Source organism: Paenibacillus aceris (genome assembly GCF_017874035.1).
In the GTDB taxonomy this organism is placed as follows: domain Bacteria; phylum Bacillota; class Bacilli; order Paenibacillales; family NBRC-103111; genus Paenibacillus_E; species Paenibacillus_E aceris.
On sequence record NZ_JAGGKV010000006.1, the window covers coordinates 363,639 to 383,511 of the forward strand.

The window sequence follows — 19,873 nt, forward strand, 5'->3', positions numbered from 1 at the left end:
GTAGAACTGCCAGTGTTTCCGAAAGCTCTTGTTCGCTTCCATCCACAGCCTGGACTTCTTCGCTTTTGTCACACTCGGAGCGCGCGTTTCTCTGACTGATACGGTATCCAGAACAATCCCTCCTGTTTGGTAGCGCTTTCTATATCTACAAGACCACATTTCCCCCTTTAACGTAAAGGTACACCTCAAAACACGGCGTACATTTGCCGAAAATGAGCAAGGTACACTTCCGTCTGGCAGGTACTTTTCTCAGCGGAAACATCAAACGGCGGATCCGGATGGAACCCGCCGTTATACTATGGGAACTTATATGCTGCGCAGCGTATATGTTTTACCTGCCTCCGTATCGAAGCGGATGACACCGTCCATCATATGTTCAAAAGGTACACGCTTGCCTTCCGATTCAATCGAGAGCAAATCTCCCTTCGTGCGAATGCGGCAGCTTCCTCCGAATTGAGCTGTAATTTCCGCTTCCTGAAGGACGCCTCCCTCCCACGATAGACTTACCCCCATCGCGCCTCTTGCTCGAAGTCCCTTCACAGAGCCCTTCGGCCATGCATCTGGCAAAGCCGGAAGCAGAGAAATTTCGCCGGCATGAGATTGAACCAGCATCTCCGCAACGCCGGCCGTAAATCCAAAATTGCCGTCGATTTGGAAAGGCGGGTGCGCATCGAACAAGTTGGCGTAGACGCCACCACGATGATAGTTCGTCTCGTCCTCCTTCACCAGCTGAAGCAGATTGGAGATCAGCTGCAGCGTTCGGTTCCCGTCCTGGAAACGAGCCCACAAACAAATTTTCCACGCCAGGCTCCAGCCCGTCCCGCCATCACCGCGCCGCTCCAAGGAAGTTCTGGCCGCCTGAAACAGTTCCGGCGTTTCCAATTGCGTCAATTGACGGCCAGGGTAGATGCCGAAGAGGTGAGACACATGACGGTGATGAACATCCTCGTCATCCCAATCCACCGACCATTCCTGGAGCTGGCCGTACTTGCCGGTTTGCATCGGCTTCAGTTTCTCGCGTGCTGCTGCCATTTCAGCTCTCAAAGACTCATCAACGTGAAGAACGGTCGAAGCCTCGATACTACTCGTAAACAAGTCCCATAGTAACGACAAATCCATCGTCGTCGCCTGACTCACCGCTGCCTTCTGCCCATCCGCAGTCACAAATTTATGCTCAGGCGAGGTGGAAGGCGACGTGATCAAATGGCCGTTTTCGTCGGTATGCAGCCAATCCAAGCAGAAAAGTACCGCTTCTCTCATAATCGGATAAGCCTGTTCGCGAAGATAACGTTCATCCTTGGTGAACGCGTAGTGCTCCCAGAGGTGCTGGCACAGCCATGCTGCCGACATCGGCCATAACGCCCACACCGGATCGCCGTGCCCATAGTCCCCGACAGGGGCTGACTGGCACCAGATGTCTCCGTTATGATGCGCGACCCAGCCTCGGCAGCCGTAATTCACTTCGGCCGTTTTCCGCCCGTTGTTGGACAAATTCTGTATGTACCCGAGAAGCGGCTCGTGACATTCGGATAAATGGCAAGTTTCCGCCAGCCAATAGTTCATCTCGGCATTAATGTTCAACGTCCAATTGCTGCTCCATGGGGGGCGCAGCTCTTTGTTCCAAATGCCCTGCAGGTTAGCGGGTTGCGACCCGGCACGCGAGCTTGCGATCAGCAAGTACCTGCCATATTGAAACAGCAGTTCCACGAGCCCCGCATCCTTCGCCCCAAACTCGGCGATTCGCCGGTCGGTCGGCATCCGTTCTGCCGCCTCGGTAGCGCCAAGCTTTAGTTCCACACGATTGAATAATGCCGTGTAATCATCTATATGTGATTGCCGCAATTGCTCATAGGATTTGGCCATCGCCCGCTGCAGCCGCTCAACATTGGTGGCGGCTATTTCGCCGCTTTCCCTGGCAGGCCGCTTATCATATCCTTGAAAGCTGGTTTCCGCACTGAATAGCAGAGTAACAGCCTTCGCGTTTTTAATATGAAGTCCGTCATGATCAATTGCACAAGCGCCGCCCTCAAGTTGAACACCAAGACGCCCCTCGAACCGCATAGCCTCCGTTGTCTCGGGCTCACCGTATACGACGGGAAGATCCCTGTTGTAGTAATTAGGATCAACGTGCTCCGGGCAAATTCCTTGCAAATACAGCTGCTCTGCCGTAGAGCTTGTTCGATATGGATGCGGGCTATCCAGCCGCGCTGAGAAATTCAGAGCGCCCTGAGCGTTTGCCTCGATGCGCATCACAATCACTTGGTCTGGATATGACGCAAACATTTCCCGTGTATACGTAATTTCGCCAATCCGGTACGCCACCCTAGCGATCGCATCTGTCAGATCCAAGCTGCGCTCATAGTCCCTAACTACACCACCGTGACGGAACTTCAGGTGAAGATCGCCAAGCGGCATATACGATTGATTGTAAGGCCCCATCATCTCCTTGCACTTCTTGTCCGCATCCGTATAGCGCTCTTCCGCTATGAGCCCGCGCACTTCGGCGAGAACGTTCTTCGCGCTCGGATTGTTTCCGTCAACAGGACCCCGCCCGGACCAAAGCGTATCTTCGTTCAACTGCAAATGTTCGGCTTCCGGTTCCCCGAAAACCATAGCCCCCAGACGTCCGTTTCCGATAGGAAGCGCTTCCGTCCATGCCTTGGCGAAGCTTTGATAACGTAATTTCATGATAAACAGCTCCTTTAACAAATAGAATTATGCCTACCCCAACTACATCACAAAATTACGATCTGTAATAAGGACATTTCTAAGGTACTTTTGAATAAAATCAACATTAATTGACCGTTTTTCGGTAAATGCTCGGCGACACGCCCGATACCCGTTTAAAAGCTCTCCGAAACGCATGCGCACTGTTGTAGCCGACATACTGTGAAATTTCATCAATCGTGTGATCGCTGTTAAAAAGAAGATCCGTTGCCTTCTTAATGCGGATTTTCTCCAGATAGTCCGATAAGTTCTCACCTGTGTGATCTTTAAATAACTGCGAAATGTACTTCTCAGGCAGCTCGACTGCGGTAGAAATCTTATACAGATTTAAGTCAGCATCCGCATAGCGACTATCGAGGAAGGAAACAATTTTGTTTATCATTTCACCGGTGCTATCCTCTTTCTTCTTTAACACCCTGCTGCAGAATGCTTCTAGAAGTACCAGAACTTCATTGCGGAAGCGATCCAAACTTGTAGATAGCTGTAACTGCTCAACGCGCGGCTTGAGTCCTTCGGATACCGCTTGATCCGTAAACGGACTATGCTGCAGCAGCTTAAAAAAAGTCCCTTTCAATTCCCCGAATAGCTGTTGAACCATTTCCGCTGACAGCTGCCGTTCCGAGAAATTGTGCTCCAGCAGTTGTTCAAAAATGCGGTGCACCTCTTGAAGCTCACCGATTTTGACCGCATTCATCATGCGCAGCTCCATATCAATCGGGTAATAATAGGTCGTAGATTCCTTGATCACATCCCGATACCAGATCGTTTCCGCTTCTTCTCTTAGCACCGAATAATCAAGCGCGCCTCTTGCTTCCTCGAAGGATCGACTGCTGTCGGAGAGTGCCTGGAAGCTGCCGCCAATGGCAACGGTCATTTGAATCCGGTATTCCTCTTTCACATATTCCCTCAACTGCTCGAACAGTTCTGTTAGACCTGCTGTCATTTCATCTGCCTCTGAATAGTTCGCCGTTTCGGTTAACGTCATGAGAATCGCAATTTTATCCGAATCGATATCGGTCACATTCAGTTGAAAGACACCGCTCAAATCGTTCAGACATTTTTTGATCAAAAGTCGTGCCGCATTCAGCTCGTGAATAATTTCTTTGCTGACCAAGCCGCTGTAGCCGTTAATTCGGATCATCGCGACATAACCCGTTTCTCTTTTCAAATTCAAGTTTGGCAATGAGTGCATTAAAGTCCGCATTTCCTGGAGAGAATCAAACTCCCCTTTTAACAGCCGCTTTACGAAAGCATCTTCTAATAAAGGCAGTTGGCGCCTAAGCTCCTCCTCCAGCGTTCGCTGACTGGCCAGCAAATGCGAAATATTCCCTTGCAAAAAATCAAAGGCATTCTTTCCCTTGTAGCCGACCTGCCCGGTTTGCTCCCGAAAAACCGTAACGATCCGGTTAATGGGCGCGCTATTCCTGTATGCGAATAACAAAGCTGCCACAATGCCAAGCAATAACGTTGAAACCGTGATCGTCCAGGTAACCTTCGCAATAAACACGGACTTTTCCATGACAACACTTTTCGGCAGGCCGACTACGTACACCCATCCGTTATACGCCGATTTTGAGGAGATGAGCAGCGTTTTATCTTTTACAAATGTATTCCCCGGTTTACTATTAATCAGTTCCTGGATGTTCAAATCTTTTATTTGTGCATCCTCAATGCCAATTCTAGCAATCGGATGACCGTCTTTATCGCTGATATACGCCCATCCCCCATATTGCTTCGGTATGCGCTCCAGCATTTTGGCGATTTCATTTTCGTCAATCAAAATAACCGCTGTTCCGAGCGAGTGCTGGAAACTGTCGAATGGAATGGACTGCAAATACGTGATCACATTTGTCTTCTTCCCATTATTGATGAACGGTTGTGACGGCAGGGTCTCTCTGCGATGGATTTTGCCCAAAATCTCCTGTTTCCATTGAACCGGATCGACATTTTGATAATGATACAGGTCGAAGTAATCATCCGGGCGAACAAATACACCCGAAGGCGTAAAAATAGCGTGATAATTGTTCAGATATATGTAGAAATCCTCCAAAAACGTGTTCGTCAAGCTGTATGCCGTCGTATTCCTCCATGATTTCCATATCGCGTACACATCATAGTGCTCGGCATCTACTTGTTCGTTCAGCACGTAATTCAATTCTTGATCTAGCGACAGCTGCCTCGTAATGTTCTCAACCTCTTCCATTCTGCGGTCCAAAATATCCCTGCTTTGGTTCAGCATCATTGCGCTAGCCTCCAGCGAACTGGACTTAATAATGTCAGAGGAGACATAATAAGAGATGAAGCCCGTCAGCATCGGAATAAACAGGACGAGCACGTAGGAAATAAGAAAACTTCTGAAAATGGGGGAGTGCTCCAGCTTCAGCTTAAATTTTAGCTTCATCATAACTTGATCACCTCCTCTAATCGTATGCTTCATAATACGAAAGCGTTTTCATTTTTTGTTCTAATCATAAAATATAAGCTGGATTTTGTCTGTCGAAATAAGGCAGTTTGCAAAAAGAGCCTCCAAAGACTACTATCCTTCGAAAATAGGTCTTTTCGACTGTGATAGGAGTCCTTTGGGGCTCTTATTTTCCTGATATAACTCGAATCGGGCTGATTTCTCACACTGGCTCTAGCACTGCTCCAAACCTATCCATTAAAGCTATCGCGCCATTTCAGCAGCTTCTTTTCCAATATACGCACCAAGGAGTCGGACCCTTTGCCTACGAAAGCAAAGATCAAAATCCCCACAAACACGATCGCCGTCTGAGAGAACTGTCTCGCATCCAGAATCAAGTAACCAACCCCTTCGCTTGACCCCATCAGCTCCGCCACAACCAAGCCTAACCAAGCTACGCCGATTGAGAGCCGTAAGCCTAACAAAATGTTAGGCAAAGCTGCCGGCAGTACCAGTTTGGTAATTTGTTTAAACTTACTGAATTCCAGCACTCTGGCTACATCGAACAATTTAGAGTCGACATTGCGGATGCCTAGAAAAGTCTGCACATATAACGGGAAGAAGGCCCCCTTGGCAATCAGCAATACTTTGGAAAACTCCCCAAAGCCAAACCATAGGATAAAGAGCGGCGTAATTGCCAAATGAGGGATCGTGCGCAGCATCTGTACGGAAGGGTCAACCGTTTGCTCAAACTTGCGGAACAAGCCGACGAGCAGGCCAAATCCCAACCCTAGACTGCCTCCAATCAGAAAGCCTACAGCTGCGCGCCATATGCTTATTTTGACATGCTTGAAGAGTTCTCCGCTAATGAGCAAGTCATAAAAGGCCTGCCATATCGCAAATGGCGTTGGCAGCAGCGTTTTGGACACCACGCCTAATGAACCGAAGATTTGCCATAAAATTAACACTGTAAGCGGCAAAATGCTGCCCCTGACGACGAGCTCCCATTTGCCTTCTTTCCTTTGCGGCTTTGAAATGCCGGGCTGTTCGAAAGAGACAGGCGGTTCAACCGCCTTTGCCCGGGAAATGGGCTGATTTTTTCCAACAATAACTTCTGCTTGACTCATCGCTGCTCCCTCACTTTCATTCTCATTAGTAAAATGCTTTAAATACCCGAACTGTCCACCAGCTCTAGTTCATCAACAGGCTCAAATTCGCTGAGTACCAGCTTGCGAAGTTCTTGGAACGAAACGGTTGTCTTTTTGCGCGGATAGGGCAGGTCGACTGAGATGATGTTACGGATCGTCCCCGGGCGGGCATCCATCACAACGACTCGGGTAGCCAAAAACACAGCTTCATCAATATCATGCGTAACGAGAATCATCGTTGTCCGGTTTTTCTCCCATATATCCAGAGCCACCTCTTGCAAATGCGAACGAGTGAAGGCATCCAATGCCCCAAATGGTTCATCCAGCAGCAGCACCTTCGGATTTCGGAGCAATGCCCTTGCTATGGCGACCCGCTGCGACATGCCCCCGGACAATTCCCTCGGATATGATTTCTCAAATCCTTTCAGTTTGACAAGCTCAATCAGATGATCGACGCGCGCCCGAACGTCCGGATCTTTCAAGCTAAGATCTGCGGCGATGTTTTTTTCGACAGTCAACCAAGGGAATAAGCGATGCTCCTGAAAAATAAATCCTTTATCGATGCCTGGCTTTTCAACCTGCTTTTGCTCAAGAAGCACTTTTCCGTTATGCTCGGTGTCCAGCCCTGCAATGATTTTGAGCAATGTGCTTTTGCCGCAGCCGCTTGGGCCAATGATGGTAATAAATTCACCTTCTTTAATTTTCAATTGAATGTTATGCAGCGCTTCTACACGGTGCCCTTGAGGCGTCTGGAACCATTTGCTCGGCAAATCAATGTCTAGTGAAATAACGCTCATCAAGCTCTCCCCCTTTAGCCATTTATTCTAAAATAAAAAAAGAGACCTCCACACAACCCCCTTTGCGGGGAAGTCAGGAAGTCTCCAGATACCTGGTGGACTCATTTCAATTCATAGTGATTAACTTGGATATAGATGGATCATATCATCACAAATTTTGGAAGTCAACCCTCTAATTCTTACATTACCCACTTGTTTTATCGGAATTAGTATGCTAGCATAACTAATCAATAACCCAAACAGCCCATTGGACCACCAACGGCTCTCCAGACACTGCCCCTAGCGGCAGCTTGGAGAGCTTTTCTTTTTACCCGGGCAACTCATACTTAGTTTAATCATGGAGGGATGAAGAATGAGCAACCTTAAGCAGCGACAGCTGCACTTGGGCGCATTTCTATTTCAAGTGGGTCATCACGTAGCGTCTTGGCGATATCCGGATACGGATGCGCAAGGGATTTTGCAGCATGCTTTTTATGAGCATTTTGCAAAGACGGCGGAACGCGGAAAGTTCGATATGATTTTCCTTGCTGACACACTCGCAATCGTAGACCGGTTTAAGACGAACATCAAACATACAGTAACGGTTCGGCCTGAGCCGATTACGCTGCTTTCCTACCTGGCAGGCGTTACGGAGCGTATCGGTTTGGCTGCTACCGTATCAACGACCTATCATGAGCCGTACAACTTAGCGCGTGAATTCTCCTGCTTGGATCATTTGAGCGGAGGACGCGCAGCGTGGAATGTCGTGACATCAGGCCGTGATGAAGAGGCTCATAATTTCAGTCAAGAGCGTCATCCTGCTCACGAGAAGCGTTATGAACGAGCACGTGAGTTCGTCGATGTCGCCACCTCCCTGTGGGATAGCTGGGAGGATGACGCCATCGTCGCCGACAAAGAAATAGGCATTTTCGCCGACCCTAGCAGAGTGCATGAACTCAATCACCGTGGCGAATTTTTCGCCGTAAGGGGGCCTCTCAATCTGCCGCGCTCACCGCAGGGCAGGCCCGTTGTCATTCAAGCGGGAGCTTCCGAAACAGGGAAGCAGCTCGCCGCACAAACCGCGGAGGTTGTCTTCACTGCTTGGCAAACGCTGGAGGAAGCACAGCTCTTCTACCGCAGCGTCAAGGAGCTGGCTGTTACTTACGGCAGATCGCCGAATGACATCTTGATTATGCCAGGCATATTCCCGGTCATTGGCGCAACCGAAGAAGAAGCCCGTGAGAAGGAAGCTCTTCTCCAATCCCAAGTGCTGCCTGCCGTTGGATTATCCATGCTCTCAGCGTCGCTGAATGTCGACTTGACCGGCTACCCTCTCGACGGCCCGCTGCCCGATCTTCCGGAGGTGCAGCAGGTGAATGGCGGCAAAAGCCGCTTTCAACTCGTCTCCGATATGGCACGCCGGGAAGGCTTGACGATCCGCCAGCTCATGTACCGTGTGACGGGTGCCCGTGGTCACCGCACCATATATGGCACACCGGTACAAATTGCCGATCAGCTCGAAGAGTGGTTCAGAAGCGGCGCATGCGACGGCTTTAATATCATGCCGCCTTACTTGCCCGGCGGTCTGGAAGAATTCGTCGATCTTGTCATACCTGAGCTGCAGCGCAGAGGTTTATTCAGAACCGAATACGAGGGCACAACCTTGCGCGATCACCTCGGACTGTCAAGACCTGCAAGCCGCTTTCAAAAAGCTGATTCTGCAAGTGGATACTGATGAGCACAGTGAATTGGGGGGAATGAGCAATGGGAACGAACAATAAACAAAGACAGCTTCATTTGGGGGCTTTTATTTTTGGCGTAGGCCATCATATTGCGGCTTGGCGCTATCCATTGACAGATACAAACGGGCTTTTGAAGCTTGATTTCTACAAACAATTCGCGCAGACGGCGGAACGCGGCAAATTCGATCTCGTTTTTATCGAAGACATCCCCGTGCTTCCTGAGCCGCTGAACAGAGCTGTTCAGTACACCTTGCCGGTTCGGGCAGAGCCGTTGACGCTGCTGTCAGCGCTGGCCTCCGTCACCAAGAAAATCGGGCTTGTCGGAACGGTGTCCACGACATACAGCGAGCCTTTTCACGTTGCACGTAAATTCGCTTCGCTCGATCATTTAAGCGGGGGCCGGGCAGGCTGGAACGCTGTTACGACCAGCATGGAAGGCACGGCCAAAAATTTCGGTCGCGACCATCACTTGGATCATACCCTCCGCTATGAACGGGCGAAGGAATTCGTTGATGTCGTTACCGCTCTTTGGGACAGCTGGGAAGATGACGCACTCCTCATAGATAAAGCATCCGGCCAGTTTGCAGATCCTGGTAAAGTCCATGCCATCAATCACCAAGGCGAACATTTCTCCGTTCGCGGCCCGCTGAACGTTCACCGCTCCGTACAGGGTCGTCCCGTTGTTGTGCAGGCCGGCTCTTCTACGACAGGGCAAGCTTTTGCCGCTCAGACAGCAGAAGTTGTTTTCACTGCATGGCAAACGCTCGAAGAAGCGCAAAGCTTCTATGCGTCCCTCAAAGGTCAGCTCCCTGCTTACGGGCGATCGCCGGATGAGTTGAAAATACTTCCGGGTGTTCTCCCCTTCATTGGCGAAACAGAGGAAGAGGCGAAACGGAAAGAAGCCGAGTTCCAAGATCTCGTCCTCCCTGCCGTCGGACTGGGGATGGTGCAGAATATCCTGAGAGTCGATCTTTCCGGCTATCCGCTGGATGGACCGCTGCCTGATTTACCGGATGCTACCGATATTAATGGCGGTAAAAGCCGATACCAGCTTCTGCTGGATATGGCGCGCAGAGAAAAACTCACCATTCGCCAGTTGATCCACCGGGTAACCGGCGCCCGAGGACATCGCACGATCGCTGGAACGCCTGTCCAAATTGCCGATCAATTGGAGGAGTGGTTCGTGAATGAAGCCTGCGACGGCTTCAACATTATGCCTCCCTACTTGCCCGGCGGGCTGGATGAATTCGTTGATCTCGTCATCCCTGAGCTTAGGCGCCGCGGCTTATTCCGCTCTGAGTATACGGGTCGGACTTTGCGCGATCACCTCGGCTTAGCTAAACCCGTGAATCGCTTTGCTAAGCCCACAGCGTCACCGTCAGCGTCACCGTCAGCGTCAGCGTCAGCGTCAGCGTCAGCGTCAGCGTCAGCGTCAGCGTCACCGTCAGCGTCACCGTCAGCGTCAGCGTCAGCGTCACCGTCACCGTCTGCGTCTGCATCAACACCTGTATTAACGCCAACCCAAGCGTCAGCACAAGCAGCTCATTAATCATTTGCTTCAATTAGGAAGGGGTCATGTCTGTATGAAAAAGAAATCATTTTACCATCAAAGTTTATCTTTCCTGGCGGTTATCACGTTGGTTCTGCTATCAGCTTGCGGGGCAAAAACGGCGGGCGCTCCGACAAACGCCGGCACTGCGGCTCCAATCGGCACATCCGCTGCACAAGGCAGCAATACCGCTGCAACCCCCGCGGCTGCCTCGAAAGAGAAGGTCGTTGTCAACATCGGCATCCAAGGCAAAACAGGCGTCCTTAACTTTGCGCGGGAGAAGGGATATTTTGAAAAAGCCTTTAGCGCTGCAGGCGCTGAAGTGAAATGGAATGAGTTCGCCAGCGGCCCTCCTCACTTCGAGGCTATTGCTGCCGGAAGGCTTGATTTTGGCGCAACCGGAGGTACTCCCCTGATTTCAGGTCAGGTAGGCGGGGTTGATTTTAAAGGGATCGCCGTGACAAGCGACGGTAAAAAGGGCAATATGATTATCGTGCCGAAAAACAGCCCCATTAAGGAATTGAAGGATCTCAAAGGCAAGAAGGTCGCCGTCGCAAAAGGCAGCAGCGCCTATAACTTCCTGTACATGGCGATCGATAAGGCCGGACTAAAAGGCGATGACGTGAAAGTTATTCAACTTCAGCCCGATGAAGCCAGACCTGCTCTCGACAGCGGCGCCATCGATGCTTGGTCCATCTGGGAGCCCTATGCGACTACAGCCGTGTACCAATCAGGAGCCACCATTCTGGTCACTGGCGAGAAGCTGAACATCAACGCCCCCTCCTTCCTGATTGCCCGTACCAAATTTACACAGGAGCATCCGGATCTTACCGTGCTGTTCCTCAAAACCTACGAAGAAGCCCGTAAGTACTACGTCGATCATCAGGACGAAATTGCCGATGAACTGTCCAAATCCCAAAAGCTGGACAAAGCCATCGTTGTCGATGTTTTGAAAAACACATTCCCGATCCTTTCCTCGATCACGCCGGAGTTTGCCAAGGCACATCAAGAGCAGGCTGACTTCCTGCAATCTGTCGGCGCTATTACGAAAAAGCTGGATACGTCACAAGTACTCGAAAGTAAATTCATCGATCAAGCGTTAAAGAAGTAGGCTAGGAGCTACGCTTAGGGCTGAGGGCTGCCGCAAAAGCAGATAAATCTGCTTGAGGGCTGCCCTCATTCCCATTGTAAAATGCATAGCGAATAGCTGGGCAAGAGGGAACCACAAGCCTTTATTTTGGAGCCCCCATCGAAGAATCTATTGCGCAGCAGCCTTTGGCCATTGCTTCTTGTGCAAGCTTCTCTCGGATCTGCACCTTACGCTCTTCGCGTTCACTAGGCTTCATTCTTGGACATGTGAAACAATAATGGCCGCCTTCCGTGCGGTAAAACATACAACAAGCCGTCTTCATGCGCATCTGCTTATCTGGCTCACCCGGTGCTCCTGGATAGTCCAGGTGGATAAACTTCACGTTAAGCGGATTTCCAGCACGACCGAAAACCTGGCCGCTCAGCTCTTTCGTAACAAACGTCCATTCTTCCTCGATACGCAGCTGTTGTCGCTCGCAACCTGCTTGTTCCTTCAAATGGTCGAACCTGTATCGAAGCCGAATCGGAAACAACTTCCACAAATGAGTGATATCCATGTCAGCAGCCAAGGCAGCGGCTTCTACAATGGGGCGAATGTGGGTGCCGTACCAATGGCACAGAAGCTCTTCACGCCATGCGCTGCGCTCTCCTTCTCGCGGGCCTTCCAGATACCGAATTTCGTGAAGTACATAGCGGAACTCGGCATGCCCTTTGTCGTGCTTGTAGATTTGCAGCGTCCAAAGCTCCGGAGCCAAATCAATCAACTCATCGTTTATCAACATCTCATGCATAGCCATATTCAAAACACTCAGTCTGCTGATAAAATACGCACCTGCTGCAGCAGGCTCAAGCGCCTTCATCAGCGGTGAATAGGCGCTTATCAGTTCCTGCATGCCGGACTCCGTCGAGAGACGACTGCCTGCTATTGTAAATAGCGGCTGCGGATGTAACTCCGTCGTAACTCCAAACTGCTCCGCCATAACATGCTGTAAAGATGAACTCATTTTCATGCCTCCTTCTTTCTCTTTAGCGGGATTCACCAGCCGCAACTGTGGTTCTAGTCAGTTCTAGTTCTAGTCCTCGCCCTTGCTCCTTCGTCAGCTCATCCGCTTTCTCTGCGCCGACAAGGTCATAAGGGATACAAAGCGGCACACCCGTACGCGGATCCTTAACGATATCCGCCTCAATGCCGAACACTTCGCGAAGCACCGGCGTGGTTACAACCTGTTCCGGTGTCCCTTCGCTGACTACCTGCCCCTGCACAATCGCGACCATATGATGCGCATAATGAGTCGCATGATTCAGATCATGAACGACCATAATGATGGTCCTTCCTTCTTCCTTGTTCAGCTTTTGCAGCAGCTTCAGCACTTCTAACTGATGCGCCATATCGAGGAACGTCGTCGGCTCATCCAGAAAAAGGATGTCGGTTTGCTGCGCCAACGCCATCGCAATCCATGCCCGCTGCCGCTGACCGCCGGACAACTGATCCACCGGACGATCGGCAAACGGCGTCATGCCGGTGACCTCAATCGCCCAGTTGACCGTCTCCTTATCTTCCTTCGTCATCGAACCGAAACCCTTCTGATGCGGGAATCTTCCGTAGGACACCAGCTCACTCACCGTCAAGCCCTCTGGCGCAGTCGGATTTTGCGGGAAAATCGCCAGCTCCCGAGCGACCTCCTTCGTTGTCCGCTGGTGGATGGACTTACCGTCAAGGTATACCTGACCGCCTTTTATCTTCATAATTCGCGCGAGCGATTTCAAAATGGTGGATTTGCCTGAGCCATTGGCGCCAACAAGCGCTGTAATTTTGGCATCAGGTATTGCCAAATTTAGATTGCTGACGATCAAACGATCGTCGTAAGCGATATCTACTTGCTGTGTATACAAACGAGTCATAGGAATGTTCTCCTTTCAAGATAAACTTACGCAAGTACGGCTGCAGCCAGCTGCAATCCAAAAATATGCAGCGCCGATAACGACCTTATTCGGATGATGTAATAACATCCATCCTATTCATAAAGCCCATTCTACCATAAATGATAATGATTATCATTACTAATTTGTATACCTTTATGAAAACCAGAATCAGGCGTATCTGAAATAACAAAAAAAGTCCGCCCCATTATCTTTTTACAGACATTTGGGACAGACTCGGGATATTAATATTTTATTTTTTAAAAGTTAACGCCCTCAGGATGACAGTTGCGGCTTCTGCTCGTGTTGTATTTCCTTTAGGTCTTATCGTGCCATCCTCGTAACCATTCATTAATCTAGCCGAGTTGGCCGTAGAAATCGCTGCTTTTGCCCATTCCGAAATCTCCGAATTATCCGTATAGGCAGTGGCTTCTGCCACCGAATTGATTTGAGCAGCACGAACAATTATTGCGGCCATCTGCTCGCGGCTGATTGAATCATCTGGACCAAACGTCGTATCGGTATAACCATTAACAATACCCTGAGATGCGGCTGTCGCTATGAAACTTTTTGCCCAATGGCTGCTTGTATCCGCAAATACTTTACCGACTTGCTCTTTGAGGTTAAAAGCTTTTACGATCATCGAAACGAATTCAGCTCTAGTAATGTTCTCATTCGGTTTAAAGGTTCCATCTGGATATCCATTAATAGATCCCTTCTGAACCAACTCGATAATGCTTTTTTCCGCCCAGTGTCCTTTCGTGTCAGAAAACGCAACAGGGATAGCTGGTTTGGAAGTAACTAGAACGGCGAACTTTGTGAAATGATTAACTGAACCAGTTACCGTAGCGTTGCTGCTATCCACTTGCGGATTATCTAACGGAATCCATTTTTTCGTTTCTTCATTTAACCAATAAATACCAATTAATGATTGATCCATATCAACTTTGTTTTTATCGAATGGCAAAGTGATTTGTACCGGTTTGCTGAACTCACCTGCAATATCTTTGCTAATATCAAAGACATCGCTAATTAGCTTCGATGATGCATCAATCGGTAAGCTGGACGTGTCCGTAACTTTATTCACAGTAACCTTGAAGTTACTAATGTTTCCATTAACGGATCCAGCTGGTATGGCAATTTTAGCCCCATTCAGGGTTACAGTTCCGCCATTGTTTGCATAAATGATTTCCGTATTCGGTGCTAATGCAGCTCCGCCGCCTCCCCCAGTATTCGCTGGTGCAACATCCACTGGAGTGCTCAACTTCACCAATTCTTTCGTATTGCGGACACGAATTCGGGTTCCCTCTGTATTCTTGCTTGCTAAGCCTACAGCCTCTAGGGTATCACCAACTGCTAGACTTGGAACTGGTCCACTTTGGTTCACAATATATCCATCTGTAAAAACAAGAACAGGGCCGGTTCCATCATTGATCACGTACGAATTATCATCAAATTTGGAAACCACTCTTCCAGTAACTTTTACCAGCATACCTTGATTTTCCTCTAAGGTAGCCTGATCTGTTGTTAATTTCCGTGGCGTAACGGGGTCGGTATGACCTGTTTTGATAACATCTAAATTGAAAGCATTAAAATCTAATTCTTTATTGTTTTCAAAAGTCTTCATCTGCCCGTAAATTCTTACGGTATCGCCTTCAACCAATGAATTCTCCGGCAATTCCTTAAAGGCCATAATCCCGCCGGTAGCATCTTGAACATAGAAGGCATCGAAGAAGATGTTGGAGCCCGTCACTACTGTACCCTCAATGACTTCAGGAGTTCCATCCGGCATCGTGCGGGCTTTAGCAATGGTATCAATTCGGGTTTCACGATGAGCCAACCAATTGATCGCATTCAGGCCCAGCTCATTATTACCTTTGGCATTATACGACTCGTCCATTTGCTTGTCATTAAAAGCGTTCATACCCGAGACGATAATTCTCCCGTTTCCGACCTCTTCAGAAGCAATCGCTGGTATAGCTGAACCGCCGCTTCCGTCATCCGTCGTATCATAGGCATATCCGCCGCTGCTAATTTTGTCTTGGAACGTTGTTTCATTCCCTTTAACTAATATGGTCACCTTATCGCTATCTACAAGCGCCTCGTGGCCGACTTTCTCCAGACTTGCCCCACTGTAATACTCTACGGTCAGCGATCGATCCGTAATATAATTCTTAACAATTCCAGGATGTAGTCGAACAGTAAATGTATTGGTACCAATCGGCGGCGTCCAAAAATTCCCATCCAAACTCGTATCAAAAATACCATCATTGCTTACTTGGATCGTCGATCCCAACTGCTGGAGCAAGTTATTACTAATGGTTGGATTGCTGCTGTTATTACTTTTCTCAGTTAATAGGAGCGATCCCCCAGCTTGCACAAATGCGGCTATCACTGCGCTTTCATCCGCAGTTACCGCAACGCTTGGATGAGTAAACATCAGTACTTTAACATCGCTTAGTGATGCAGAAGTAAGAGGAGACGTATTCTCAACAACCGTATACCCTTCCTGCTGCAGCTGTTTCGTGAAACTTTTCAAGTTATCTTTGTAAGTTCCAGCATCTAAGGTTGTATTCTCATTTTTGTGAGAAGCGTCTATCATCACTTTAATACCCAACGATGCCTTAATCGTCACCGATTGGTTGAACTGGTTGTCGAGTGGCGAATCACCTGGAGGAGTATCAAGAACGGCAATTAATGTATGATCTCCCTGCAACGGATTCGTCCAAGTCACTCTGGCTGTAGCCGTTCCTTTGGATGTGATCGAAGCTACTGTAGCATCGCCAATCAAGTGCGCAGCATCGACCGTATCATAGTAAAAATGAACATTTAAGTTGGAAAGGTCTTGCGATCCCAGGTTAGTAAGACCTGCTTCCAATGTGGATGGGCTTCCTGCAACTAAACTGTCCCCTACCACATTGATACCGCTGATCTTCACATCTGTTGTTACAACTTGAGACCAGATTGGAGCCGAATAAATACGCTCTCCGTCCATTTGTGTTACTTTAACCACAAACCACTGTTGACCGCCAGTGATATCCACAGTTGGATTCCAAGTAAAATCAGTCGACATCGGCGAAATGGAACTCACCACTTTGTTGCCATTCGTAATCAATTCTACTTTGGCAATGCGATCATCCGATTTGTAAGTGTTGCTAAGGTAGCTATACTCAGGCATTGTCTTAGCTTCTACCACATGGTCTTTACCAGAAACAGTAAAGTTCAATGTACTCCCCTTGACAGTTGCGCCCATGTAACTGCCATTGGCAAGGAAATCCAAGCTAAAGTTTGGATCTTCACTCATGTAAACGCGCATATTGCGCATGGATTGAAGTAATGACTCCTGAGACAGATCATTGGCTACGATAACGGTTCTAGCATTCGTTTGGCCCCAAGTACCATCATGGTTATCTTCTCCGTAGGTTGGTGCAACATGCCATCCAAGATCCAACGCTTTGAAGAACTTCCCTTCGGCATTCGCATAACCGTAGTGACCTGAACCATTCCCGACTTCTAACATGGTAAACAATTTATCTACGTTTCGATCGTATGGCATGAAATTATTGAACGCATTAGCCGACATATCCGGGTGATTGAACTGTGCCACCACATCGTCGTAAGTCAACACCCATGCATAATATTTACTTAAATCTTGATATTGGCCTGCGTTTTGCTTGCGGTCAATAAAGTTCTGCGTTCCAAAAACGTTCGAATGTCCCCAAGTCGTTGAAGTCATCTCAAAAGCAGGGAATACAACGAATTGATCGTTCTTCGTATATTGGTTTGCTAGATTCTTGGTAAGCTGCCAATCGGCACCCCCCGTACGCTCTGGTGATCCTTTATGGTCTACTGTATCTTGACCCACTAACGCTGCGTCAATGTCATGCGAATGGTCGGAAAAAGCAAAGAAATCATAATTATGCGCTTTAGCCGCTAATAGGGCTTCTTCCGGTGTACCAGCGGCATCGTGAGAGATGTCGGTATGATTATGCGTCGTACCTCGGTAATGCGTGCCTCCAGTAAACACAGGGACTACACTGAAAGTCCACGTATACGTGCCTGCATTCCCTTTGGTATCCTTCACATTTACGTTAACAGTATGATCGCCGATAGCCAGATCTGAATTGATTTGCAGCTGAATTTGCTCGGCTGTAGCCGTTGCTTGCACAGATTGACCATCCAATGTTACAGCTAAAGTAGCTAAGTCAAGGCCGCTTGGTTCAAAATACTGAACAGAGATTAATGGTTGTCTATCCTCTGTCTTCGTACCTTGAATCGGCGTTTCATCTAGAAACTGAGGCGCAAATGTATCCGCTACGACGGAAATGGAATAAGGCGCATTGGGAGAGCCGGACTGCTTTGCCGTAGTGGCGTCCTTAGCTTCAATATAATATTCAAAAGTGCTTCCAGCAGGCACCGATGCTGCCGGCAAAGTGACGCTATAAGAATTTTGATCTGTAGAAGTCATTGGTAACGCCGAATAAGTAGTACCGCCAGTTGCCCTGTAATAGAGCGTAACCGAACTCGCATTTTTAGCGCTAGCCACGAACTTAATATCTGTATCGATATAAGCTTGAGTTACCGCTTGATGCGTTAGCGATAGTTCCTTTATCTCTACGATATCAGCTACCGATCTTGGGAATACTTGATATCCGCTGTTATAAGGCGAAGTGGAATCATATTGACTGAAGATACCCGTGAAGGTATAAGTAGCATCTTTTTGGATGTCTGATGCGGTATTTATGCCGCTTGCGGTCGTTACCCTAAGTGTAATCGTCTTCCCTGCCGCATCAGCTACAGTCACATTATAGCCATTGCCGGAGATAGCTGGGATGTCGGTAATCTTGCCAGTAAATTTAACCAACGAGCCTTCCAGCGGTTCAGCCTTCGTGTTGTCTATTAAATTAACAATGGTAGATTCCACAGGAACCGGGAGCGTATCTGTCCCCTTTTTGACTACCGTAGTAGGTGTGATTTCTGTTAAACCATTATAGAATTGAACAGCACCTGTCACCGCAACAACATCACCCTGAGCAACCGTAACGCCTTGTGGTAAAGCTCCAAATACAGCGATGCCTCCTGTGCTATCTTGCATATAAAAGGTGTTAGCTGCCGTTATTTCGTTATTGCCAATAACAACGCCTTGGATCGTAAATACTTGATTAATCTTATCTGATTTTCCAGCGCTGTCATTTGTCCGTAAGCTGCTAATCGGTGTTACGACCGTATTGTCAGCTTTAGTGATTTTGGTCAATGGACCTTCTAAGTTGAGACCATTCACACTTGTCGTTAATTGAGACACATAAACATCATCTGTCCCAGCGCTGAATGTAAAGGTGAAGGAACCGTCGGCGCCTGCAACAGCATGGTCTTGGCCATCCGCTGTTGAGATAAAACGGCTGCCTCCTGCAGCAAGGTTATATACATAAACTTGGGAGTTTGCCGCTGCGGCTCCGGCAGCACCTACGACTTTTCCAACCAAGCCAGCATCAACGTAATAACTCAGTTTGCTAGCGCTTAGCCCCGCACTGGCTGCAGCCTGTTTTATCATAACGGAGCTGCTCTCTGTTTTATCTGCATCCCGGGTTGTCAGATACACTTGTGTTTGGTTAGCAGAATTATCAAAATTTAAATTAAATTTACCGGTACTATCTGCATATACAGCAGCTGTAACAGCTACGCTTGCCGTATCCGGATTGTTTAAATATAAAGAAACATATGTAGACGGCGTGACAGAAGCTCTATTTCCTATTACACTACCTACCATTCCTTGATTGGTAAACTGAATTTGTTGTGGAATCGGCTGTGCGCTCTTGGAAACTACAACTGCCGGAGTCTCTGAATTTCTTGGGGGAATGATAGGCCCAACCACAAAGTCCGTATTATTATTATCAGTATCCCAACCAGCACCTTTACCGTTTGCCGAGTTACTGCCATCCTCTGATTTGCGCTGTGCACTTGTGGCATTACCCAGTGTAGCTGTAGGAGCTGAACCCTCATATTCATTGGCGCCTCCAAACCCGACAAAATCAATCACAGCGGGATCCGCTTTCCCCGTAATGGAGGCTGTTTTATTGACTAATGCCACTTTCCCTGCAGTTCCTGACATGTTGAGGGTTCCAGTTGCATCCGGGGTTGGAAGATTTGGCTGTGAACCGGATCCAGCAGCTTCTTGAATTAAGTAAAAACTATGTGCTTTTATTTCGCCTGCAAGTACCGTAGCTGCCCATGATGTACCCGCTGATGAGGTATATTGTACACTCCATCCAGTCAAATCTACGTCAACATCCGTAGGATTATAAAGCTCAATAAAATCGTTTTTATATGTTGCCCCCGAATTGCCTCCCCCACCGTTCACTTGGCTGATCACAATGTGATCACTGGCCGCGGAAGCCTTGGGTACCGACAATCCACTCATTGGTAGCAGCGAACCAACAAACAAACAAGAAGCTAACCCGACGCTTGTCCATTTCTTCAATTTGTTAAACGAAGCGATCATGTATACATTTCCTCTCTTTCAT

General features: G+C 48.4%; 10 protein-coding genes. 3 read left to right on the forward strand and 7 right to left on the reverse strand.

Features of this window, described 5'->3' with window-relative positions:
* Window positions 1-306: 306 nt before the first annotated feature.
* From J2Z65_RS14515 to J2Z65_RS14530, 4 genes are all read right to left on the reverse strand, one after another.
* Window positions 307-2,688, reverse strand: coding sequence for a glycoside hydrolase family 95 protein (locus tag J2Z65_RS14515; protein WP_167061405.1), 2,382 nt, complete (start codon window positions 2,686-2,688; stop codon window positions 307-309).
* Window positions 2,689-2,794: 106 nt separating this feature from the next.
* Window positions 2,795-5,131, reverse strand: coding sequence for a helix-turn-helix domain-containing protein (locus tag J2Z65_RS14520; RefSeq protein ID WP_167061408.1), 2,337 nt, complete (start codon window positions 5,129-5,131; stop codon window positions 2,795-2,797).
* 248 nt (window positions 5,132-5,379) lie between these two features.
* Complete coding sequence (locus J2Z65_RS14525) at window positions 5,380-6,255, reverse strand: ABC transporter permease (RefSeq protein WP_167061411.1); 876 nt, start codon at window positions 6,253-6,255, stop codon at window positions 5,380-5,382.
* A gap of 38 nt (window positions 6,256-6,293) precedes the next feature.
* The gene (locus J2Z65_RS14530; protein ID WP_167061413.1) at window positions 6,294-7,073 is read right to left on the reverse strand and encodes an ABC transporter ATP-binding protein; all 780 of its coding nucleotides are present in this window, start codon (window positions 7,071-7,073) and stop codon (window positions 6,294-6,296) included.
* 352 nt (window positions 7,074-7,425) lie between these two features.
* On the opposite strand from J2Z65_RS14530, the gene J2Z65_RS14535 reads away from it, so the two are divergent.
* From J2Z65_RS14535 to J2Z65_RS14545, 3 genes are read left to right on the forward strand one after another with little or no spacing between them, the layout of a single operon-like run.
* The gene (locus J2Z65_RS14535; RefSeq protein ID WP_167061416.1) at window positions 7,426-8,787 is read left to right on the forward strand and encodes an LLM class flavin-dependent oxidoreductase; all 1,362 of its coding nucleotides are present in this window, start codon (window positions 7,426-7,428) and stop codon (window positions 8,785-8,787) included.
* A gap of 29 nt (window positions 8,788-8,816) precedes the next feature.
* Entirely contained in the window at window positions 8,817-10,343 is a 1,527-nt protein-coding gene (locus tag J2Z65_RS14540; RefSeq protein WP_167061419.1) for an LLM class flavin-dependent oxidoreductase, read from the forward strand.
* Between the two features lie 34 nt (window positions 10,344-10,377).
* The gene (locus tag J2Z65_RS14545) at window positions 10,378-11,454 is read left to right on the forward strand and encodes an aliphatic sulfonate ABC transporter substrate-binding protein (protein ID WP_167061422.1); all 1,077 of its coding nucleotides are present in this window, start codon (window positions 10,378-10,380) and stop codon (window positions 11,452-11,454) included.
* 121 nt (window positions 11,455-11,575) lie between these two features.
* On the opposite strand, the gene J2Z65_RS14550 is transcribed toward J2Z65_RS14545, so the two are convergent.
* The 3 genes from J2Z65_RS14550 to J2Z65_RS14560 all read right to left on the reverse strand — a co-directional run bounded on the left by J2Z65_RS14550 (window position 11,576) and on the right by J2Z65_RS14560 (window position 19,851).
* A complete protein-coding gene (locus J2Z65_RS14550; protein WP_167061426.1) occupies window positions 11,576-12,436 on the reverse strand; it encodes a (2Fe-2S)-binding protein in 861 nt (286 codons plus the stop codon).
* Window positions 12,437-12,458: 22 nt separating this feature from the next.
* Window positions 12,459-13,334 (reverse strand): ABC transporter ATP-binding protein, encoded by an 876-nt coding sequence (locus tag J2Z65_RS14555; protein WP_167061429.1) that lies wholly within the window; start codon window positions 13,332-13,334, stop codon window positions 12,459-12,461.
* A 271-nt stretch (window positions 13,335-13,605) separates the two neighbouring features.
* Window positions 13,606-19,851 carry an S-layer homology domain-containing protein gene (locus tag J2Z65_RS14560; protein WP_167061432.1) on the reverse strand — a complete coding sequence of 2,082 codons (6,246 nt, stop codon included), beginning with the start codon at window positions 19,849-19,851 and terminating at the stop codon, window positions 13,606-13,608.
* Window positions 19,852-19,873: the final 22 nt, after the last annotated feature.